Source organism: Cryobacterium sp. N22 (genome assembly GCF_002929555.1).
Classification (GTDB): domain Bacteria; phylum Actinomycetota; class Actinomycetes; order Actinomycetales; family Microbacteriaceae; genus Cryobacterium.
Window position 1 is genome coordinate 1 of the sequence record NZ_PJJP01000032.1, and the last position, 20,895, is coordinate 20,895.

A 20,895-nucleotide genomic window follows, 5' to 3' on the forward strand; every position below is an offset into this window, starting at 1 on the left:
ATCCAAACCACGAGGTTTTTGGCATTTGACATTGTGCACGCTGTTGAGTTCTCAAGGATCGGACGCACCCGACTTCAGGCCTAATGGCTGTCGCTCCGGGGCACTTCGATGTTGTTCTTGTTGTCTGCTGGGATCCCGGTTAGGGAATGCGAAGCAAACTTCATCAAGCTGTACAAAGCGAAGAATCGCTTTCTTTTCTGCTTGGATTTGGTCCCGCTTGAGGCCGGTAGCTCTTCGGCTTTCCGAACCTGTGGGGTGACGAGAGATGACATTACGGGGATTCTGGGGGGGTCGCAAATCCCATCCGCATCCCGGGCGTGTCGCCGCGTCGAGGCTAGGGTCGATACACCAGCATCGGCGCTTGAGAAGGGCTCTTCCATGGACTCCACGCACGACATCGTGATCGTCGGGGGTGGCCACAATGGCCTCACCGCCGCGGCCTATCTGGCCAAGGCCGGGCGGAGCGTGTTGGTGCTCGAGCGGGACGACCACGTGGGCGGTGCCGCGGTATCGGCCGCCGCCTTCACCGGGGTGGATGCCCGCCTGTCCCGGTACTCCTACCTGGTCAGCCTGCTTCCGGCGCGGATCATCGCCGAACTCGGCCTGTCGATCGAGCTGGCCCGGCGCCGGTATTCGTCGTACACCCCGGATCCGGCCAACCCGGCGACCGGCCTGTTGGTGGATGCGGGCGACTCCGAGGCGACGGCGGCCTCCTTCGACCGGATCGGGGCCGGTGCGGATCTCCCCGCTTGGCAACTACTGGGCGACGAACTCGGGCATCTGGCTCGTGCTCTGTTCCCCACCGTGTGCGAACCGCTGCCCACCCGGTCGGAGGCCCGCCGGCTGGTCGGTGACGACGCCCTGTGGGACGAGGTCATCGAGCATCCGCTCGGCGAGATGCTCAATCGCCGCTTTGAGAACGACCTGGTGCGCGGGGTGCTGGCCACCGACGGCCTGATCGGCACGTTCACCTCGGTGCACGACGCGTCGCTGGACGCGAACCGGTGCTACCTGTACCACTCGATCGGCAACGGCACCGGCGACTGGGATGTGCCCATCGGTGGCATGGGCGCGGTGACCGGAGAGCTGGAGCGGGTGGCCAGGCAGGCCGGTGCGCGCATCCTCACCGGCGCCGAGGTCACCGGCATCGATCCGGACGGCGCCGTGCGCTACCGGCACGAGGGCATTGATTTGAGCGTTAAGGGACAACACGTGCTGGCGAACGTGGCGCCGTGGGTGCTGGACGGCCTCCTCGGTGAGCGCACACCGGAGACCGTGAAGCCTGAGGGCGCCCAGGTGAAGGTGAACCTGCTGCTTCGCCGACTCCCCCGTCTGCGGGATGCGTCGGTGTCGGCCGAGGCCGCGTTCGGTGGAACCTTTCACATCAATGAGACCCTCAGCCAGCTCGAGGCCGCGCACCGGCAGGCCAGCGCCGGCCGGATCCCCGAGCTGGTGTCCTGTGAGATCTACTGCCACTCCCTCACCGACCCGAGCATCCTCTCGCCCGAGCTGGTGGCGGCCGGCGCCCAGACCCTGACGGTGTTCGGCCTGCACACCCCGGACCGGCTCACCCGCCAGGACAACACCGCCGCCAGGACCGCGCTACAGGCCGCCGTTCTGGCATCGCTCAACTCGGTGCTGGCCGAACCCATCGAGGACCTGCTGCTGAGCGACGCCACCGGCAGGCCCTGCATCGAGACCAAGACCACCGCGGACCTCGAGGCGGCGCTCAACATGCCCGGCGGGGACATTTTCCACGGCCTCCTGTCCTGGCCGTTTCTGGAGGACGACGCGCCCAGGGACACGGCCGCCCAGCGCTGGGGCGTTGACACCCGGCATCCGAGGATTCTGCTGTGCGGCGCCGGCGCCCGCCGCGGCGGCGGGGTCAGCGGACTCGGCGGGCACAACGCCGCCATGGCCGTGCTCGAGAGCGACTGAGGACTCTGGCGGCGGCCCCGAACTAGGCATAGCCTCAGAGAGAAGGCTCGTGTTTCACTCAACGTGGAGGTCACCATGCCCACACTGCCCCTGCCCGGTCCGCCGGAGGTCGCCCACGCCACGGGGCGGTTCGCCCACCGGGATGACGGGCTCTACCTGCTCTTCGACCGCATCTTCCCGGCGGCCCCGGAGTCGGTGTGGGAGGCCGTGACCAAACCAGAGGGCCTGCACGGCTGGATCGGCACCTACACGGGGTTGCCGAGCACGGGGGCGGTGCGGTTCCGGATGGAATCCAAGAACGATTCGCAGTGGGAGTACGTGAGCATCCTCGAGTGCGTCGAGCCCAGGCGGCTGGCGCTGGACATCGGCGAGGGTGAGGATGCCTGGCGGGTGATGGCGCATCTGACGGGGGGATCAGGCAAGACCGTGCTGACCTTCGGGCTGCGGTTGCACTCCCCGGCCGAGGCCGCCACCTTCGGGCCGGTCTGGGACTACTACCTCGATCGCCTCGTCGCATCGCGCACGCACCACCCGCTGCCGTCGTTCAGCAAGTACTACCCGGCGCTGAAGAGACACTACGAGGAGCTCATGGTGCCCAAGGCCGCCCCGGCGCCGGCACGCGAGGACCTGGCCTAGCCGCTAGTCCCAGATGCTGGGGGCCGGTGCCCGGGTGGCCGGCATGGCCACGTCGGCGCTCCAGTCGAGCAGCCAGTCGGGCACGGTCACTCCGGCGGGCACGGCACCGACGGCGTCGGTGAGCTCGTCGATGGTGACCACGCCGCCCGTTCGCTTGAGGAACCGGCCGCGGATGAAGCCGCGGGCGTAGACCTCGACGTCGCCTGGCGTCGCATCCGGGCCCTCGACGGGCCGTACGAAGCGTTGCTCGACGTAGACGGCCTTCTCGTCGAAACCCAGGATCCGCGACTCCACGGTGAACCGCTGGCCGATGGTGAGCGACTTGCGGAAGCTGATGGTCTCGGCCACCACCACCGGATACCAGCCCTTGGCCTGGAAGATGGCCCAGATGCCGGTGCGGTGCAGCATGTCGAACCTCGCGATGTCCATGATCGACAGGTACACGCCGTTGTTCATGTGCCGCAGGATGTCCTGATCGGTGGGCAGCGTGATGAACCGCGTGCGGGCGACGTCGTAGTGCCCGAGTCGTGGGCCGAAGCGGGAGAGCAGGCTGTGGAGCAGGGTTCGAAAGAACATGTGCACCCGATGATGCTAGCGGGCGGCGGCCTCCGAGAGCTCCCGCAGGGCGGACTTCTCGTCGATGGTCTGCAGCACCCTGTCGCGCAGCACGATCCGGCCCCGCGCCACGGCGTGTCGTACGTCGGTGGCGGTGGCCGTGTAGGCCAGCGCCGACCAGGGGTCGCGGCCTGGGCTGGTGTTCAGGGTGTCGACGCGCACGACCTGGAGGTCGGCCTGCATGCCCGGCTCGATCGTGCCCACGTCGGCCAGGCCGAGGGCGCGGGCGCCGTCGACGGTGCCGAGCCGCACGGCGAGTTCGGCGCTGATCATGGTGGGGTCGTTGCTGGTGCCCTTGTGCAACAGCGCGGCCATCCGCACGGCGGCGTACATGTCGAGGGCGCCGGCGGAGGCGGCTCCGTCGGTGCCCAGGCCCACGGCGGCGCCGTGCTGCAGCAGCTCGGGCAGTCGGGCGATGCCGCAGCCGAGCTTGAGGTTGGACATCGGGCAGTGCGCCACGGCGGCGCCGGCGGCGGCGATGCGGGCGATCTCGTCGTCGGTGAGGTGCACGGCATGGGCCAGGACGGTGTGCTCGGTCAGTAGCCCGGCCGCATCGAGCACGGCGACCGGCCGGTCACCGTTGACCTGCACCGTCAGCGCCAGTTCGCCGAGGCTCTCTGAGGCGTGTGTGTGGATGCGGGCGTCGACCTGGCCCGCCAGCTCCCGGATGCTCTCCAACTGGTCGCGGCTGAGGGTGTAGGCCGAGTGCGGCATCACCCAGAGGTCGTCGTCGGGCGACTCGGCGCGGTTGTCGGTGAGGATCGACCTGGCCTCCTCGAGCATTCCCGCGAAGTCGCGGCCCTCGGGGTCCGCGTTGCCGAGGAAGGTGGGGCCGTTCAGCAGGCGGAATCCGGCCTCGGCCGCGACCGCGCGGCTGGCCCGCGGGTACCAGTACATGTCCAACGCCGTGGTGGTGCCACCGGAAAGGCACTCGGCGATGCCGGCCCGGGCGCCGATGGCGACGGCCGCGGCGCTGAGGGTGCTCAGTTCGGCGCCGATCATGCGCTCGAGGAACACCTCGAGGGTGACGTCGTCGGCCGCGCCCCTGAACAGGTTCATGGCCAGATGGGTGTGGGTGTTCACCCAGCCGGGGGCGATCACACAGCCCGGGCTCTCGAGCACCTCCGCCGCGTCGAACCGGGCGAGCAGATCGGCGGCCGGCCCGACGCCGACGATGACCCCGGCGCGGATGGCCACGGCGCCGGCCTCGATGATCGTGCCCGCGGCGTCGACGGTGAGCACAGCATCCGCGGTGAGGATCAGGTCGACGTGCTCGGCGACCATCAGGCGAGCTCCGGCAGGGCGACGAGGGCGTCGAGGGTGACGGAGATGCCGCGGCTGACGCCGTCCGCCACGACGGTGCGGTGCGGGTCGTATCCGGTGGTGTCGACGAGGTCGTCGGCGGTGGCGCCGTCGATCACGAGACCGCCGCCCGCGCGCACGCCGCGGGTGGAGGCGAGCACCAGCAGCGCCGAGAGCTCCATTTCGATGGCGAGTACGCCGAGCTTGACGTAGCCGGCCTGGTTGAGGTCGATGATGCCCGGGTAGAAGGCCGCCCGGGTCCAGACGATTCCGCGGTGGTGCGGGGCGTCGTGCCGCCGGGCGGCGTCGGCCAGAGCGATCACGACCTCCGGGCTCGAGGCGGCGGGGTAGCTCTCCGGCACCAGCTGGTGGGTCACTCCGTCGTCGCGCACGCAGGACTCGGCGATGATCAGGTCGCCGTCACCGATGCCGCGGAGCAGTGCGCCGGCGGTGCCGAGCCTGATGATGGTGTCGACGCCGGCGTCCATCAACTCCTGGAACAGGCAGATGGCGCCGGGGGCGCCCACTCCGTGGGAGGAGACGACGACGGCGGCGCCGTTCCAGTCGCCGACGAACGAGCGATACTCACGCCGGTGGGCGACTTCGCGCACGTTGTCGAGCTGGTGGGAGATCTGCTCGGCCCGGAACGGGTCGCCGACAACGAGTGCGCGGGTGGGCAGCCCGGTCTTGGGGAGCCCGGTCACCGGGAATGTGTCGGCCTGGCTCATGTGTGCTCCTCTGGCTGGCGCGGCCCGGGTGGCCTGGCAAGTGTCGAACTTGTCTACCATGCCCGGAGGGCCATTCGCAGGCCGGGGAGCTACGCCAGGGCGGGCTCGGCCAGCGCAGGCAACGACAGCGCCTGGGTGGACGGGGCCGGCACGGCCGCCACCTTGCGCACGAACGAACCCAGACGGCGGTACACCTCCTGCGACTCGGGGTGCCGGGCGTCCTGCTGCCAGGTGTGCCGGGTGTTGGTGCGGTGGCGGCCGTAGATCACGGTGTCGGCCACGATGGACCGTCGGCGCAGTGCCTCGATGAAATTGAGGTTGGCCCGGTAGAAGTAGTCACGCTCGGAGGTCGTGATGAAGACCGGCGGGAAGCCCTTGTCGAGCCACTCGATGGGCGAGAGGAATCGGGCAGCGTCGCGCAGGGATACTCCCTGGCTGTGTGCGGGAAGCAGCATCCGCAGGAAGTTGAGACTGAGCACGAATCCACGCTCGAACATCACCGAGAAATCGGCGATGCTGCAGTGCTGCACGAGTCCGCGCAGATGCCCGGGCTCGATCGGCAGGTCGAGGTTGTAGTGCGCGGCCAGGGCTTCGTCGTTGGCCGCGGCGGTGAGCAGGGCCGCGATGTGGCCGCCGGCCGAGTCGCCGCCGATGACGATACGGGTGGGGTCGCCGCCGTATTCGTCGATGTTGCGCGTGACCCAGGTGAGCACCGCGTTGGCGTCGTCGAGCATGTGGCCGATCTTGAAGCGAGTGGCCATGCGGTAGTTGGCGTTGACGACGACCATGCCCTCGACCGCCTGACTGGCGGCGTACTTGGTGAGGGGAGCCTTGTCGCCGGAGGTCCAGCCTCCGCCGTGGAAGTAGATGTAGACGGGCAGCGGGCCCGCCGGTGTGCTCGCGTCGGGGCCGTCGTGGTGCTCGTGCGGCACGAGAACGTCGAGCCGGTGATCACGGCTGCCGTCGCCCACGTAGTCGAGGTCGAAGTGGTAGTCGACATCGTCGATCGGGTCGGCGTTGAATTTGTGCAGTTCCCCCGGCGCGACGCGGGTCATGATGGCCTTCCAGAGCCAGACGGGAACCCGGGACAATCCGGTCTCCCGGTGCGTGAGGTGCGAGTCCGCGGCGGGACCGGCGGCCGGGTCGAAACTGGTGCTGGAGTGGGGGGAGGAGTGGAACATGGTGCCTTACTGCCGACGTGGCGCTACCGGAAGCGGCTTCGAAGTGCCGACTGGCGTTGGTAGCGCTTGCATCGTTTTTTGCCGCGTGACGACGATAGGCGTCACACCCTGAGATCACCTGAGAATCCCTCAATTCGTTCGAGGTGGGCGTACTGCGGGGACCGACTAGGCCTCGGCGCCTCCGGCGAACGCGGTGGCCTCGAGCACGGCGCGGGCCAGGGTGTGGAAGTGCACGTTGAAGCCGAGCACGGCCGGGGTGGCCTGCGGGTCGACGCCCAGGTGTGCGACATCCAGGGCGTGCAGCACGAACTGGTAGCGGTGTGTGCCCGTTCCGCGCGGCGGGGCGGCACCGATGAACGTGGGCCGGCGGATCTCGTTGGGCATGACGACGGCGCCGGCGGGCAGCAGCACCGAGTTCGCGACGCCGGCCCCGGTGGGCAGGCTGTCGACGTCGGCGGGAATGTTGAAGACCGCCCAATGCCAGTACCCGGAACCGGTCGGGGCATCCGGGTCGTACACCGTGAGCGCGAAGCTCCGGGTCTCGGCCGGGAAGCCGCTCCAGTGCAGGTCGGGCGAGACATCCGCGCCGCCGGCACCGACGCCGTACTGGGCGGCGGCCAACGGACCGCCGTCGGTCATCACCGAGCTGGTCAGGCTGAACAGGGGCACCTCGCCGAAACGGGCGAAGGGATCGATCGTGCTCATTCACACTCCAAGGATCTGGTGGCGGTCTGGTGGGGCCCAGCCTACGTGGGCCACCTCACGGCCCCTCTGCGCCGCCTAAAATGTGGGGGTGGCCATTCCGAAGATCCTGCTCTACTACGTCTTCACCCCGCTCAGCGACCCCGAAGCCATTCGCCTGTGGCAGCGTGACCTCTGCGAGTCTCTCGGCCTGCGCGGCCGCATCCTGATCTCGAAGGACGGCCTGAACGGCACGGTGGGCGGCGACCTGCCCGCCCTCAAGCGGTACGTGCGCAAGACCCGCCAGTACGCGCCATTCGCGGGCATCGACTTCAAGTGGAGCGAGGGCACCGGGCTCGACGACTCGGGCTCGAGCCTGGACTTCCCCCGGCTGGTGGTGAAGGTGCGCGACGAGATCGTGAGCTTCGGCTCTCCGGACGCCCTCACCGTGAATGCCGACGGCGTCGTGGGCGGCGGCACCCGCCTGGCCCCGGCCGAGCTGCACGCCCTCGTGGCCGCACGCGGCGACGACGTGGTGTTTTTCGACGGCCGCAACGCCTTCGAGGCCGAGATCGGCCGGTTCCGGGGTGCCGTGGTGCCGGATGTGGCGAACACCCGCGAATTCGCGGCCGAGCTCGACAGCGGAAAGTACGACCACCTCAAGGGCCAGCCCGTGGTCACCTACTGCACCGGCGGCATCCGCTGCGAGGTGCTCTCCTCGCTCATGAAGGACCGTGGCTTCGGCGAGGTCTACCAGCTCGAGGGCGGCATCGTGCGCTACGGCGAGGCCTACGGCGACGACGGCCTCTGGGACGGCTCGCTCTATGTGTTCGACCAGCGGATGTCGGTGGACTTCAGCGACCACACCGTTGCGCTTGGCCACTGCCAGGTCTGCGGCGAGGGCACCAAGAACATGCTCAACTGCCGGGACCTGTCCTGTCGGGAGCAACTCGTGGCGTGCGTGGACTGCGTGGCCGTGGCGGCCCCGGCCTGCGTGGTGCACGCGGCCTGAGTCGGCCCTCACGATCGCCGAACCGGCTGCTCGCGCAATGTAGTTGCTTGCGCACTTACCTAGCGTGTGCAATCATTTATAGCGCGCCTGCAACTATCGTCGCCGGGTCTACTTCGACAAGCTCAGGACGGCGTCGACAGGCTCGACCAACGGGGCCGGCGCATCCCCACGCGCTTGAAGGAGCTTTTGCATGCCCATTGGATTGATCGCACTCGCCCTCGGCGGTTTCGGGATCGGCTTGACCGAATTCGTCATCGCCGGCCTGCTACCCGAGGTGGCCGCCGACTTCGCCGTGACCGAGGCCGCGGCCGGCTGGCTCATCTCCGGCTACGCCCTGAGCGTCGCCGTCGGAGCCATCCTGCTCACCGCCGCCGTGACCCGGCTGCCCCGCAAACACGTGCTCGTGGGACTGATGGTGCTCTTCATCATCGGCAACCTGATCTCGGCGCTCGCCCCCAGCTACTCGATCATGCTGCTCGGGCGCATCATCGCCGCCCTCTGCCACGGTGCCTTCTTCGGCATCGGCGCGGTCGTCGCCGCCAGCCTGGTGCCGGCGAGCAAGAAGTCCGGCGCCATCGCCATCATGTTCACCGGCCTCACCCTCGCCAACGTGCTCGGCGTGCCGTTCGGCACCTTCATCGGCCAGAGCTTCGGCTGGCGCGCCACCTTCTGGGCCATCACGGTGATCGGCGTTGTCGCCCTGGCCGGCATCGCGGCGCTCGTACCCCGCGCCACCGACGACACCGCGCACGTGAGCAATCTGCGCGGCGAACTGCGCGCCTTCCGGTCGAGCCAGGTCTGGCTCTCCCTGGTGGTCACGGTGCTCGGCTTCGGCGGCATGTTCGGTGCCTTCACCTACATCGCCTACACGCTCACCGAGGTGAGCGGCTTTTCCAGCGCGGCCGTGCCGTGGCTGCTCGTGGTCTTCGGCGCCGGTCTCTTCGTGGGCAACATCCTCGGCGGCAAGGCCGCAGACCGTCGTCTCGATCCCACCCTGGTGGTGCTGCTGATCGGGCTCACCGTCGTGATGGCACTCTTCGCCCTCACCGCCGCGAACCCTGTCGCCACCGTCATCGCGCTCGTGCTGATGGGCGGCTTCGGCTTCGGCACCGTTCCCGGGCTGCAGACCCGCATCATGATCTACGCCGACACCGCGCCGACCCTGGCCTCCAGCGCTAACATCGCCGCGTTCAACGTGGGCAACGCCCTCGGCGCCTGGATCGGCGGCATCACCATCAGCGTGGGCCTCGGTTACACCTCACCGCTCTGGGCCGGCGCGGCGATCACCGCCGCCGCCGCGATCGTGATGATCGTGGCCGCCACCCGCCGCAACGTGCTGACCCCGCCCAGCGCCACGCCGGGCCCCGCGGCGAGCGCCGCCCCGCTCGCCACCACCGCCTCCTGACCTCCCCGCACCCTGAACCAAAGGACCATCGCATGAGCATCCCCACCATCACCCTGAACAACGGCGTCGAGATTCCCCAGCTCGGCTTCGGCGTGTTCCAGGTACCGGACGACGAGACCACCGCCGCCGTGACCGCCGCCCTCGCCGCCGGGTACCGCAGCATCGACACCGCCGCCATCTATGGCAACGAGGCGGGCGTGGGCCGCGCCCTGGCCACGTCGGGCATCCCGCGCGACGAGCTGTTCATCACCACCAAACTGTGGAACAGCGACCAGGGTTTCACGAGCACGATCGCCGCCTACGAGGCAAGCCTGGCCGCGCTCGGCCTGGACTACGTGGACCTCTACCTGATCCACTGGCCCGCACCGGCCAACGACAACTACGTGGAGTCCTGGCGCGCCATGGAGCAGCTGCTCGCCGACGGGCGAGTGCGCGCGATCGGCGTCTCCAACTTCGCCCCCGAGCACCTCGAACGCCTGGCGCAGACCGCGCAGATCGTGCCGGCCGTGAACCAGGTGGAGCTGCACCCGAGCCTCAGCCAGACCGAGGTGCGCGCCGCCAACGCGGCACGGGGCATCCTGACCGAGGCCTGGAGCCCGCTCGCGCAGGGCGGCCTGCTGGCCGACCCCGTCATCGCGGATGTCGCCGCCCGCGCCGGCCGCTCCCCCGCGCAGGTCATCCTGCGCTGGCACCTGCAGCAGGGCCGCATCGTGATTCCCAAGTCGGTCACGCCCGGCCGCATCGTTGAGAACCTGGCCGTCTTCGACTTCGAGCTCAGCCCCGCCGATCTGCTGCTGATCGACGGCCTGAACACCGACTCCCGGATCGGCCCCGACCCCGTGCAGTTCAACGGCTGAGCCGCGGCGTCAGCGTGCCGCCCGGTCATGCCGGGCGGCCCGCACGGCCCGGGCATAGCGCCGTGCGTTGGTGCTCGACAGCGCCAACAGAATCAGAATGTCGATCGTGACACTGACCAGCGAGGTGCGTAGAGAGATCTGGGCGCCGTTCAGCGAATAATCCGCGAACGAGACCAGGATGCTCACCGAGGCGAACGTCAACGCCAGCACCCTGGCCCCGTTGCGCCCACGGAAAACCAGCACCGTCAGCCCCAGATAGAGCACCAAGATCAGCCCGTAGCCGCCGACCAGCCAGCCCAGCACGGCCGATGCGGTCTGCGAGGTGGGGCGGTCGCCGTCGAGCATGATCGTGGCGGTGAACTCCTCCCACCTGCTGAACACCGTGATGATGACAAACCCGCCGGACACGGCCCTGGCGACCATCAGCAGGCACCCTACGATCACCGACGAGGGCCGTCGGGGCCGCGCGGTTCCCTCCGACACGGCCATGCCGGCCCCGGTCATGACAGCCCGGTCAGCTCGACGACCGAGCCCTCCGAACCGGTCACCCCGTCACCGGCCGGCGGGGGCGTGCCCGGCCGGCCGGCCACGGGCATCCCGCGCAGGTCGATCACCGGCAGGTCGCCATCCGTCTGGATGGTGTCGCCGCCCCCGTTCCGGGAATGGTAGCCGGTGGCGAAGTCCCGGATCAGCACGAGGCGGGTCTGCGGCACCGCATGGCGGATGCTCGCCACGATGTGGTCACGTTCGACGTCGGTGTGCTCGTCGATCTTGTGGGTGACCTGCAGGGTGAACAGCGACAGCCCCACCGCCCTGTCGAAGGTGCCGGCGGCCACCCAGTCCACCCGGTGCCCGCCGGGCAGCATCCAGCCGTCCGGGCAGCGCCAGAACCGCACGTGGTGGCGCTTGGCCGGGTTGTTCGCCACCTCCTGCTGGTACGCGAAGTCCTGCACCCTGTCGAAGAGCAGCAGCGGACTCACCGGCGCCCGCAGATAGCTGCGCCGGCGCACCGTGGCGGTCACGATACGCCAGCTCGAGGCGAGCGTGACGTCATCCGCCCGGGTCCAGCCGGCCGCGGCGAGCGCCGCGTGCACCTGCTCGGTGCTGCCGGTGACGGCGAGGTTGACCGGGTCGCCGAGCAGGCCGTCGCTGGTGCGGGTGCGACCGATGAAGTAGTCAGGCACATAGAGCCGGGTGAGGATGCGGTGCAGGCGCGGCAGCACGAGATAGGCCAGCAGCGCCCAGAACAGCACGGCGAACCAGAGCAGCCCCCAGCCCAGCCCCAGGCTCTCGGTGGCCAGGAGCACCGCCAGCCACACCGACGCGAAGCCGGCCAGCACGAAGAAGAACGCGTCGAGAATCGCCCCGGGCGAGACGCGTCGGCGTCCGGAGGGCACCGCCGGAGTCTCTGGCATGGCGCCATGGTAGTTCGGTGTCGGCGTCAGCGGCGGCCGCGGCCGGATCAATGCTTGGATGGCAGGGTGACCTACGACGTCGATTCGATCCGCGCCCACTTCCCCGCCCTCTCGGCGGGAACCGTGCACTTCGACAGCCCGGGCGGCACGCAGACCCCGCTCAGCGTCGGCCAGGCCATTCTCAGCACCCTCACCGGCCCGCTGTCGATCCGCGGTCGCCGCAGCCTCTCGGAGCGGAACGCCGACGACGCCGTCACCGGGTTCCGTGCGGCGATGGCCGACCTTCTCGGTGCGGACCCGCACGGCATCGTCTATGGACGCAGCGCCACCCAGCTCACCTACGACTTCTCCCGCCACCTCTCCCGCGACTGGGCGCCCGGCGACGAAGTCGTGGTGTCCAGGCTCGATCATGACGCCAACATCCGCCCATGGGTGCAGGCCGCCGACCGCGCCGGGGCCACCGTGGTCTGGGTGGACTTCGACCCGGCGACCGGGGAACTGCCCGCGTCCGCGGTGGCCGCGGTGCTCACCGACCGCACCCGCCTCGTGGCGGTGACCGCCGCCTCCAACCTGATCGGCACCCGCCCGGCGATAGCCGAGATCGCCCAGGTGGCGCACGAGGCCGGGGCCCTGCTCTTCGTCGACGGCGTGCACTACGTGCCGCACACGTTCGTGGACGTCGCCGCGCTGGGTGCGGACTTCTTCGTCTGCTCGCCCTACAAGTTCTTCGGCCCGCACTGCGGAGTGCTCGCGGCGGACCCGGGGCTCCTGGCCGGCATCCACCCCGACAAGCTGCTGCCGTCGACGGATGTGGTGCCGGAGCGTTTCGAACTCGGCACCCTGCCGTACGAGACCCTGGCCGGGGTCAGCGCCGCCGTCGACTTCCTCGCCGGGCTCGGCGAGCTGGCCACCGGGGTGGCGCCGCGCCCGAGCATCAGTCGCCGGGCGCTGCTGCGCGCCTCGCTGAAGCTGGCCGAGGCCCACGAGGATTCCCTCCGCGACCGGCTGGAGGCCGGGCTGGCCGCCCTGCCCGGCGTGACGGTGTACTCCCGCGCCGCCGAGCGCACCCCCACCGTGCTGCTGGGCTTCGCTGCCCGGCCCGCCGCCGACGCCGCCGAGTTCCTGTTCGAACGCGGGATCCTCGCCCCCTCCGGCTCGTTCTATGCGCTGGAGGCCTCCAAGCACCTGGGTCTGGGCGAGAACGGGGCCCTGCGCATCGGCCTGGCCCCGTACAGCACCCCGGTTGAGATCGATGTGCTGCTGGCGGCGATCGCGGAATTCGTGCTCAGCTGACCTCATCCCACCCAGCTTGTGCAACCGCGCTCAAGAAACCCGGGCGGACCGGCCCGTTCTCCCCATAAGCTGGGCACCAAGCGACAGAGGGGACTCGGATGCCAATCGGCGCTGTCATCGAATTCACGAGCATCACCAAGAAGTTCGGCCAGGTCACGGCGGTCAACGACCTGTCCTTCACCGTCGAACCCGGCCGGGTCACCGGCTTCCTCGGCCCGAACGGCGCCGGTAAGACCACGACGCTGCGGATGCTGCTGGGCCTCGTCGCCCCGACCTCGGGCACCGCGACCTTCGGCGGCCTGCGCTACCGCGACCTGCCCCGGCCGTTGCACACCGTCGGGGCGGCGCTCGAAGCCGCCAGCTTCCACCCCGGCCGCACGGCAGCGCATCACCTGGGCGTCTACGCCATTGCTGCCGGTCTTCCCCGCACCAGGGTCACCGAGGTGCTGCACACCGTGGGCCTGGCCGACCACGCCACCCAGCGGGTCGGCGGGTACTCGCTGGGCATGCGCCAGCGCCTGGGCCTGGCCTACTCGCTGCTCGGCGACCCCGGCGTGCTGGTGCTCGACGAGCCCATCAACGGCCTCGATCCAGAGGGCATCAAGTGGATCCGTGGGTTCCTCAGCAGCATGGCCGCCGAGGGGCGCACCGTGCTGGTCAGCTCCCACCTGCTCAGCGAGGTACAGCAAAGCGTCGACGATGTCATCATCATCGCCAAGGGCGAGCTCGTGCACTCCGGGCCGCTGTCCAGCCTCGACACCAACATCGCCCCGCAGGTCATCGTGGACTCCCCGAACCGGGACGCCCTCATCGCGGCCCTCACCGAGGCCGGTCTGCCCTTCACCTCCGGCCGCACCGGCCTGATCGTCGCCGTGCCGGACCCCGGCCTGGTGGGGCATGTCGCCTTCACCGCCGGCGTGGAACTGAACGTGCTGCACCGGCAGAAGGCGGGCCTGGAAGACTCGTTCCTCGCCCTCGTCGAAGGAGGCGACTCACTGTGAACCTGATCCTGCGCCCCGTGGCCGCCGAATTCAGCAAGATCCTGACCACCCGGATGTGGTGGATCCTCGCGCTCGTGCTGTTCGGCTACATCACTCTGCTGGCCGGCGGCCTCGCCGCCCTATTCGGCGGTCTGGAGAGCGGCGCCATCAGCCCCGACGCCGTGAACACCGGCGGCGGCAGCGGCAGCCTGACCGGCCTCGGCAGTCTGCCCCCGCTGATCTACAGCTTCGCCTCCTCGGTGGGGTACGTCTTCCCGGTGCTGCTGGGCGCGCTGGCCACCACGGGCGAGTTCCGGCACCAGACCCTCACGCCCACCTTCCTCGCCACCCCGAAGCGCGGCCGAGTGCTGGGCGCCAAGACGATCGCCCTGTTCGTCGTGGGCGCGGCCCTCGGTGTGGTCGGCCTGGCCGCATCCGTCGGCGTCGGCGCGCTGGTGCTCAGCAGCTTCGGCGTCGACCCGCTCCTCGCCGACGGCGAGACCTGGGCACTGATCGGGCGCACCGTTCTCGCCATGGCGCTCTGGGCCGTCATCGGTGTGGGCCTGGGCGTACTCGTGCCGAGCCAGGTCGCGTCGATCGTGATCGTGCTCGCGTTCACCCAGTTCGTTGAGCCGCTGCTGCGCTTCGCCGCGACGTTCACCGAGGTGACCGCCGACATCGGCAAGTTCCTGCCCGGCGCCGCCTCCGACGCCCTCGTAGGGGCGAGCTTCTTCACCCTGACCAGCCCGGGCAGTGCGGTGCTCACGAGCTGGCAGGGCGGCCTGGTGCTGCTCGCCTACGGGCTGGTGGCCGCCGTCGGCGGCTACTTCATCAGCTGGAAGCGCGACGTCACCTGATTGTGTTCCCGGGCAGAAAGGCCCGGTGTGCGGCCGGATCTGGCGCAGATGCCGGGTCTAGGGTGAAGGCATGTCTGCTACCGAATTCCGCGCGATCGTCGTCACCCGCACCGAGGATGAGTCGGGCAAGCGCACCCAATCCTCAGCATTGACCACACTCGGGAACGATGCGCTGATGGACGGCGACGTCACCGTGGCGGTGGAGTTCTCCAGCATCAACTACAAGGACGGCCTGGCCCTGATGGGCAAGCCCGGCGTTGCCAGGGTCTGGCCGCTGATCGCGGGCATCGACCTGGTTGGCACGGTCGAGTCCAGCAACGACCCCCGCTGGACGGCCGGCGACCACGTGATCCTCAACGGGGCCGGGATCGGCGAAAGCCACCACGGCGGCCTCGCCGAACGGGCCCGCGTCTCCGGCGGCTCCCTGGTGCGCCTGCCGGAGTCCCTGAGCGCCGAGCGCGCCGCCGCCATCGGCACCGCCGGCTTCACGGCCATGCTCGCGGTGCTCGCCCTCGAACGCGGCGGCGTGACCGCCGACTCCGGCGATGTCCTCGTGACCGGCGCTGCCGGCGGTGTCGGGTCGATCGCGATCGCCCTGCTCGCGGCACGCGGCTACCGTGTGGTGGCCTCCACCGGCCGCGGCGACGAGCTCGGGGACTACCTGCGCGGGCTCGGCGCCGCCGAGATCCTCGACCGGCACACCCTCGACGAGGCCGGCAAGCCCCTGCAGACCCAGCGCTGGGCCGGCGCGATCGACTCCGTCGGCAGCTTCACCCTCGCCAACATCCTCGCCCAGACCCACCAGGGCGGCGTGGTGGCCTCCTGCGGGCTGGCCCAGGGCGCCGACCTGCCCACCACCGTGATGCCGTTCATCCTGCGGGCGGTCACCCTGGCCGGCATCAACTCGGTCGAAGCCCCCCTGGCGCTTCGCGAGGAGGCCTGGGCGCACCTCGCGACCGAGGTCGACCTGGAACTGCTGGACGACCTGACCTCGGTGATCACGCTGGAACAGTCGTTCGCGGCCGCCGAAGGCATTCTGGCCGGCCGGGTGCACGGTCGCACCGTCGTCGACGTGCGACGCTGAGCCCGACGACATCTGCCGTGACGACAAACGCCCGGCTAGGCTGACGGAATGGCCGTCATCGCATCCGTCTTCATCGCCCTCGCGGCGGTACTGCACGTCTATATCTTCCTGATGGAGAGCGCCTGGTGGACCCGGCCGAAGATCTGGCAGCGTTTCGGCCTGGCCAACCAGGCCGAGGCCGAGACCACCAGGGTTCTGGCCTACAACCAGGGTTTCTACAACCTCTTTCTGGCGGTGGGCGCCGTCATCGGGCTGTTCCTGTACTTCGGCGGCCCCGAGCAGGCCGGCGCGGCCCTGATCCTGTTCAGCTCGGCGTCGATGTTCGTCGCCGCCATCGTGCTCACCACCTCGGGGCCGGGCAAGGTCAGATCCGCCCTCACGCAGGGTACGCTGCCGCTGATCGGATTCATCCTCTTCCTGTCCGCCTAGGAACCGGCCCGGCAGGACCCTCCGAAAGGACCGTTGTGACCCACGTCATCCTCTTCCACCACGCGCAGGGCCTCACCGACGGCGTGGCGGACTTCGCCCAACGCCTGCGCGACGCCGGCCACGACGTGGTCGTGCCCGACCTCTACGACGGCCTCACCTTCGACAACATCGACGCCGGCGTCGCGCACGCCGAGAAGACCGGCTTCGACACCATCATCGAGCGTGGCGAACGGGCAGCGGATGCGGTGGGGCCGCACACGGTCTACGCCGGCTTCTCGCTGGGCACCCTGCCCGCCCAGAAGCTCGCCCAGACCCGCAGCGGAGCCCTCGGCGCGCTCCTGTTCCACGGCGGGGTGCCGGCGGCCATGTTCGGTTCGGCGTGGCCCGCCGCGGTGGCGCTGCAACTGCACGTGACCGCGGAGGACGAGTGGATCGAGCTGCTCGAGGTCGAGGAACTCGCCGAGGATGCCGGTGCGGCCGAACTGTTCATCTACCCGGGGTCTGCCCACCTGGTCGCCGACTCCAGCCTGGGCGAGTACAACGAGGAGATCGCCGAACTCATCCTGACGCGCACGATCGAGTTCCTCGACCGCCTGGCCTGACACCGCGAGAGCGGTCATGCGGTTGCTTCAGCCAGCTGTGGCAGCCACAAGAGCGCTTTCGCGAGGTCTGGCGCGCTTCGGGGAGCCGGTGACGGAGCGGGAACGCAAGAGGGCTTGCCGGTCTGGCACGATGGGGGGATGACCTCTGATACGCCATCCGTTGCCCAAAACGTGGGCGCCCGGCTTCGCGAGCTGCGCCTGCGGAGCGGGCGCACCCAGGCGCAGCTCTCCGCGACCACCGGCATCTCCGAGAGCACTCTCTCCCGCCTGGAGTCCGGGCAGCGCAAACCCACCCTGGAATTGCTGCTCGCTCTCTCGAGCGCCCATGACGTGACCATCGACGACCTGGTGCACGCTCCCGCCGCCGACGACCCGCGGCTGGATCAGCGCCCGTTCACGCGCCACGGCCGCACCTTCGTGCCGCTCAGCCGCACCGCCGGCGGCCTGCAGGCATTCAAGGTGACCATCCCCGGGCGCGCCGGCGACGAGCAACTCGAGCAGCGCAGCCACGAGGGATTCGACTGGTTCTACGTGTTGAGCGGTCGCCTGCGGCTGATGCTGGGCGACCACGACATGATCCTCGGCGTGGGCGAGGTCGCCGAGTTCGACACCCGGGTGCCGCACGCCTTCGGCAGCGCGGGGCCCGATCCGACGGAGATCCTCAGCCTGTTCGGCCAGACGGGCGAACGCATCCACGTGCGGGCCAGCACCATTCGCTGACCCCGGGCGAGCGGGCGATCTAGGCGGTCGCTTCCGACCGCTCCTCCGGCCCGACGACCGGCAGGTCCACCGGCTCGGCGACGGGCTCGGCGACCGGTGTCGCCTTGGCGCGGGAGGCGCGCTTGGCCGGCTTGACCGGGATAGCCGGGATAGCCGGCTCGACCGGCTCGGCGGTGTCGGCGGCCTCGACGACCGTGACGGCTTTGGCGGTCCTGGCGCGCCGGGCCGGCTTCACCGGCGCGGCCGGGTCGGCCGGGTCGGTGAGCTCGACGGGCTTGGCAACCTTGGGGGTTCGGACCCGCTTGGCTGGCTTGACCGGCTTGACCTGTTCGACCGGCTGCTCGACAGGCTCGTCGAGCTCCGGCACATCCTGCGCGTCGGTGGCCTCGAGCTTGAGCGAGGCGATGAGGTCGGGTGCGTGGTTGGTCGACAGGATCACCCGGGCGAAGTCGTCGCCGATCAGGTCGATCACGACGGCCTGGCGCCGGCGCTTGATGGCGAGGAAGTCCTTGCCGCCGTGGAACTTCCACACGCCGACGGCCAGGACCAGCGGCACCAGGGCGCCAGGGGCGCGGATGCCGCGCACCCAGATCCACGGATCATCCGTGATCGTCACCGACCGGATGTTCTCGCGCTGGATCACGACGTCTTCTCGGCGGAACGCCAGCGTCTTCTCCGCTGCCGTCAGGTGAATCTCCAGCCGGTCGGGATGTACGCGCAAAGAAGCCATTCCCCCAGTCTGCCCGGTCCGGCTGGTAAAGCTCCTGTCGCTAACTCACAAAGACGTAACGCCGCCGCGCTGGAACCTGCCCACACGCGCCCGCATCCGCGGGAGAACCGGCGCTAGGTCGCCGGACGCGCCTCGGCGGCCGCCTTCGCGGCGGCCGGCAGCGCCTCGAGAATCTTGCCGATCGAGTCGCCGTCGTGCGCGGCGGAGACGAACCAGGCCTCGAACACCGACGGCGGCAGGGAGATCCCGCTTTCGAGCATGGAGTGGAAGAACGGCCCGTACCGGTAGGTTTCCTGGCGCTGCACTTCGGCGTAGCTGCGTGGCGGCGTGATCGCCGCGTCCTGGCCGAAGACGAAGCTGAACAGGTTGCCGGCGTGCTGCACGCTGTGCGCGACACCCTCGGCGTAGAGCGCGCTGGAGACGGCCTCGGAGAGTAGCTCGGCGGTCTCGTCCAGGCGCTCGTACACGTGCCCGTCGGCCGCGGTGAGGGTGGCGATGCCCGCGGCCACGGCCACCGGGTTGCCCGAGAGCGTTCCGGCCTGGTAGACCGGCCCGGCCGGGGCCAGGAAGTCCATCACGTCGGCCCGGCCGCCGAGCGCCGCGACCGGCAGGCCACCGCCGATGACCTTTCCGTAGGTGAACAGGTCCGGCGTGTAGGTCTCACCGTCGGCGGCCTGCAGTGCCCAGTAGCCGCCGGCGCTGACCCGGAAGCCGGTGAGGACCTCGTCGACGATGAGCAGGGCGCCGTATTCGTGTGCGAGGTCGCAGAGGGCGGCGTTGAAGCCGGCATCCGGGGCGACGACGCCCATGTTGGCGGCGGCGGCCTCGGTGATCACCGCGGCGATCTGGCCGGGGTACGTCTCGAACGCGGCGCGCACAGCCTCGAGGTCGTTGTAGGGCAGCACCAGGGTCTGCGCGGCGGTGGCCGCGGTGACGCCGGCCGAGCCGGGCAGCGCCAGGGTGGCCAGGCCGGAACCGGCCTCGGCCAGCAGGCCGTCGGAGTGGCCGTGGTAGTGGCCGGCGAACTTGATCAGCAGGTCACGCTGGGTGAACCCGCGGGCTAGGCGGATGGCCGTCATGGTGGCCTCGGTGCCGGTGGAGACCAGTCGCAGCTTCTCGATGGCGCCGACCCGGTCCTTGATCAGCTCGGCCAGCACGGTCTCACCGGGGGTGGACGCGCCGAAGGACAGTCCGAGGGCGGCGGCCTCCTGCACGGCGCTGACCACGGCGGGGTGCGCGTGGCCGAGGATCGCCGGACCCCAGGAGCTGACCAGGTCGACGTATTCGCGACCGTCGGAGTCGGTGACGTAGGCGCCGGCGGCCTTGACCAGGAATAGCGGGGTGCCGCCGACCGACCTGAAGGCGCGCACCGGCGAGTTGACGCCGCCGGGGATGGAGAGCTGCGCGCGGGCGAAGAGCTCGTCGTTGTGGGTGGCGTGCGTCATCGGGCATCCGTTTCGGTGAGCCAGGCGGCGAGTTCGACAGCCCAGTAGGTGAGAATGGCGTCGGCACCGGCGCGGCGGATGCTGAGCACCGACTCCTCGATGGCACGGCGGCGGTCGATCCAGCCCTGCGCGGCGGCGGCCTCGATCATGGCGTACTCGCCGGAGACCTGGTACGCCCAGACCGGGACCTCGCTCATGGCGGCGACCTCGGCGAGCACGTCGAGGTAGCTGCCGGCGGGCTTGACCATGACCACGTCGGCGCCCTCGTCGATGTCGATGCGGGCCTCGCGCACGCCCTCGCGCCGGTTGGCGGGGTCGAGCTGATAGGTGCGGCGGTCGCCGACGAGGGTGGACTGCACGGCCTCGCGGAACGGGCCGTAGTAGGCGGAGGCGTACTTGGCCGAGTAGGCCAGCACGGCGGTGTCGGCGTAGCCGGCGGCGTCCAGGGTGGCGCGCACCGAGGCGACCTGGCCGTCCATCATGCCGGACAGGCCCAGCAGCGCCGAGCCGGCCTCGGCCTGCGCGAGCGCCATGTCGTTGTAGCGCAGCAGGGTGGCGTCGTTGTCGACGGAGCCGTCGGCGGCGAGCACGCCGCAGTGGCCGTGGTCGGTGAATTCGTCCAGGCACAGGTCGGTCTGCACCACCAGGGCGTCGCCCACCTCGGCGACCACCGCGCGGGTGGCGGCGTTGAGGATCCCGTCGGGATCGGTGGCGCCGGTGCCGGTGGCGTCGCGCACGGCGGGCACACCGAAGAGCATCACCCCGCCGATTCCGGCCGCGGCGGCCTCGGCCACGGCGCGGCGGGCACCGTCGACGCTGTGCTGAACGATGCCCGGCATCGAAGAGATCGGGGCGGATTCGTTGCCCTCGCGCACGAAGAGCGGCAGAACGAGCTCGGCGGGGTGGACACGGGTTTCGCTGGCCAGGCGGCGGAGTGCGGGGGTGCTGCGCAGTCGTCGCGGGCGGATGACGGGGTTTATCACCC

At 70.0% G+C, this 20,895-nt stretch carries 22 protein-coding genes; 12 read left to right on the plus strand and 10 right to left on the minus strand.

Features of this window, described 5'->3' with window-relative positions; genetic code table 11:
* Positions 1-378 precede the first annotated feature (378 nt).
* Both CXY76_RS07500 and CXY76_RS07505 read left to right on the plus strand, forming a co-directional pair.
* Positions 379-1,938, plus strand: coding sequence for an NAD(P)/FAD-dependent oxidoreductase (locus CXY76_RS07500; protein WP_104163626.1), 1,560 nt, complete (start codon positions 379-381; stop codon positions 1,936-1,938).
* Positions 1,939-2,013: 75 nt separating this feature from the next.
* Positions 2,014-2,574, plus strand: a complete 561-nt coding sequence (locus CXY76_RS07505; RefSeq protein WP_146073405.1) for an SRPBCC domain-containing protein — start codon at positions 2,014-2,016, stop codon at positions 2,572-2,574.
* A 3-nt stretch (positions 2,575-2,577) separates the two neighbouring features.
* On the opposite strand, the gene CXY76_RS07510 is transcribed toward CXY76_RS07505, so the two are convergent.
* From CXY76_RS07510 to CXY76_RS07530, 5 genes are all read right to left on the minus strand, one after another.
* Positions 2,578-3,156: a thioesterase family protein gene (locus CXY76_RS07510; RefSeq protein ID WP_199190226.1), complete on the minus strand. Its 579-nt coding sequence runs from the start codon at positions 3,154-3,156 to the stop codon at positions 2,578-2,580.
* 9 nt (positions 3,157-3,165) lie between these two features.
* Complete coding sequence (locus CXY76_RS07515; RefSeq protein WP_104163629.1) at positions 3,166-4,473, minus strand: amidohydrolase family protein; 1,308 nt, start codon at positions 4,471-4,473, stop codon at positions 3,166-3,168.
* Positions 4,473-5,219: a nucleoside phosphorylase gene (locus tag CXY76_RS07520; protein ID WP_104163630.1), complete on the minus strand. Its 747-nt coding sequence runs from the start codon at positions 5,217-5,219 to the stop codon at positions 4,473-4,475. Before CXY76_RS07520 ends, CXY76_RS07515 begins: the two co-directional genes overlap by 1 nt.
* 89 nt (positions 5,220-5,308) lie before the next feature.
* Positions 5,309-6,400 carry an alpha/beta hydrolase gene (locus CXY76_RS07525; RefSeq protein ID WP_233199633.1) on the minus strand — a complete coding sequence of 364 codons (1,092 nt, stop codon included), beginning with the start codon at positions 6,398-6,400 and terminating at the stop codon, positions 5,309-5,311.
* A gap of 165 nt (positions 6,401-6,565) precedes the next feature.
* Entirely contained in the window at positions 6,566-7,105 is a 540-nt protein-coding gene (locus CXY76_RS07530; RefSeq protein WP_104163631.1) for a YbhB/YbcL family Raf kinase inhibitor-like protein, read from the minus strand.
* An 88-nt stretch (positions 7,106-7,193) separates the two neighbouring features.
* Here CXY76_RS07530 and CXY76_RS07535 point away from each other — a divergent pair, with 88 nt between their 5' ends.
* From CXY76_RS07535 to CXY76_RS07545, 3 genes are all read left to right on the plus strand, one after another.
* Positions 7,194-8,093 carry a rhodanese-related sulfurtransferase gene (locus tag CXY76_RS07535; RefSeq protein ID WP_104163632.1) on the plus strand — a complete coding sequence of 300 codons (900 nt, stop codon included), beginning with the start codon at positions 7,194-7,196 and terminating at the stop codon, positions 8,091-8,093.
* A 190-nt stretch (positions 8,094-8,283) separates the two neighbouring features.
* The gene (locus CXY76_RS07540) at positions 8,284-9,498 is read left to right on the plus strand and encodes an MFS transporter (RefSeq protein WP_104163633.1); all 1,215 of its coding nucleotides are present in this window, start codon (positions 8,284-8,286) and stop codon (positions 9,496-9,498) included.
* 32 nt (positions 9,499-9,530) lie between these two features.
* Positions 9,531-10,355, plus strand: coding sequence for an aldo/keto reductase (locus CXY76_RS07545; RefSeq protein WP_104163634.1), 825 nt, complete (start codon positions 9,531-9,533; stop codon positions 10,353-10,355).
* A 9-nt stretch (positions 10,356-10,364) separates the two neighbouring features.
* Here CXY76_RS07545 and CXY76_RS07550 read toward each other — a convergent pair whose 3' ends face one another.
* Together CXY76_RS07550 and CXY76_RS07555 are read right to left on the minus strand one after the other, a co-directional pair.
* Complete coding sequence (locus CXY76_RS07550; RefSeq protein ID WP_146073406.1) at positions 10,365-10,778, minus strand: hypothetical protein; 414 nt, start codon at positions 10,776-10,778, stop codon at positions 10,365-10,367.
* A gap of 77 nt (positions 10,779-10,855) precedes the next feature.
* Entirely contained in the window at positions 10,856-11,770 is a 915-nt protein-coding gene (locus CXY76_RS07555) for an LssY C-terminal domain-containing protein (protein WP_104163636.1), read from the minus strand.
* Between the two features lie 66 nt (positions 11,771-11,836).
* Between CXY76_RS07555 and CXY76_RS07560 the strand changes: the two genes are divergently transcribed.
* The 7 genes from CXY76_RS07560 to CXY76_RS07590 all read left to right on the plus strand — a co-directional run bounded on the left by CXY76_RS07560 (position 11,837) and on the right by CXY76_RS07590 (position 17,735).
* The gene (locus tag CXY76_RS07560; protein ID WP_104163637.1) at positions 11,837-13,063 is read left to right on the plus strand and encodes a cysteine desulfurase-like protein; all 1,227 of its coding nucleotides are present in this window, start codon (positions 11,837-11,839) and stop codon (positions 13,061-13,063) included.
* A gap of 98 nt (positions 13,064-13,161) precedes the next feature.
* Entirely contained in the window at positions 13,162-14,064 is a 903-nt protein-coding gene (locus tag CXY76_RS07565; RefSeq protein WP_104163638.1) for an ATP-binding cassette domain-containing protein, read from the plus strand.
* Complete coding sequence (locus tag CXY76_RS07570) at positions 14,061-14,900, plus strand: ABC transporter permease (RefSeq protein ID WP_233199634.1); 840 nt, start codon at positions 14,061-14,063, stop codon at positions 14,898-14,900. The genes CXY76_RS07565 and CXY76_RS07570 overlap by 4 nt, the downstream gene beginning before the upstream one ends.
* A 70-nt stretch (positions 14,901-14,970) precedes the next feature.
* On the plus strand, positions 14,971-15,984 hold the full coding sequence (locus tag CXY76_RS07575) for an MDR family oxidoreductase (RefSeq protein ID WP_104163639.1): 1,014 nt from the start codon (positions 14,971-14,973) through the stop codon (positions 15,982-15,984).
* 48 nt (positions 15,985-16,032) lie between these two features.
* The gene (locus CXY76_RS07580; RefSeq protein ID WP_104163640.1) at positions 16,033-16,413 is read left to right on the plus strand and encodes a DUF1304 domain-containing protein; all 381 of its coding nucleotides are present in this window, start codon (positions 16,033-16,035) and stop codon (positions 16,411-16,413) included.
* A 35-nt stretch (positions 16,414-16,448) separates the two neighbouring features.
* Positions 16,449-17,015, plus strand: a complete 567-nt coding sequence (locus CXY76_RS07585; protein WP_104163641.1) for a dienelactone hydrolase family protein — start codon at positions 16,449-16,451, stop codon at positions 17,013-17,015.
* Between the two features lie 138 nt (positions 17,016-17,153).
* Positions 17,154-17,735 (plus strand): helix-turn-helix domain-containing protein, encoded by a 582-nt coding sequence (locus tag CXY76_RS07590; protein WP_104163642.1) that lies wholly within the window; start codon positions 17,154-17,156, stop codon positions 17,733-17,735.
* Positions 17,736-17,754: 19 nt separating this feature from the next.
* On the opposite strand, the gene CXY76_RS19525 is transcribed toward CXY76_RS07590, so the two are convergent.
* The 3 genes from CXY76_RS19525 to hemB all read right to left on the minus strand — a co-directional run bounded on the left by CXY76_RS19525 (position 17,755) and on the right by hemB (position 20,890).
* Positions 17,755-18,465, minus strand: a complete 711-nt coding sequence (locus tag CXY76_RS19525; RefSeq protein WP_199190227.1) for a hypothetical protein — start codon at positions 18,463-18,465, stop codon at positions 17,755-17,757.
* A 113-nt stretch (positions 18,466-18,578) separates the two neighbouring features.
* Positions 18,579-19,910 (minus strand): glutamate-1-semialdehyde 2,1-aminomutase, encoded by a 1,332-nt coding sequence (gene hemL / locus CXY76_RS07600; RefSeq protein ID WP_104163643.1) that lies wholly within the window; start codon positions 19,908-19,910, stop codon positions 18,579-18,581.
* Positions 19,907-20,890, minus strand: a complete 984-nt coding sequence (hemB, locus tag CXY76_RS07605) for a porphobilinogen synthase (protein ID WP_369826105.1) — start codon at positions 20,888-20,890, stop codon at positions 19,907-19,909. The genes hemL and hemB overlap by 4 nt, the downstream gene beginning before the upstream one ends.
* Positions 20,891-20,895 lie beyond the last annotated feature (5 nt).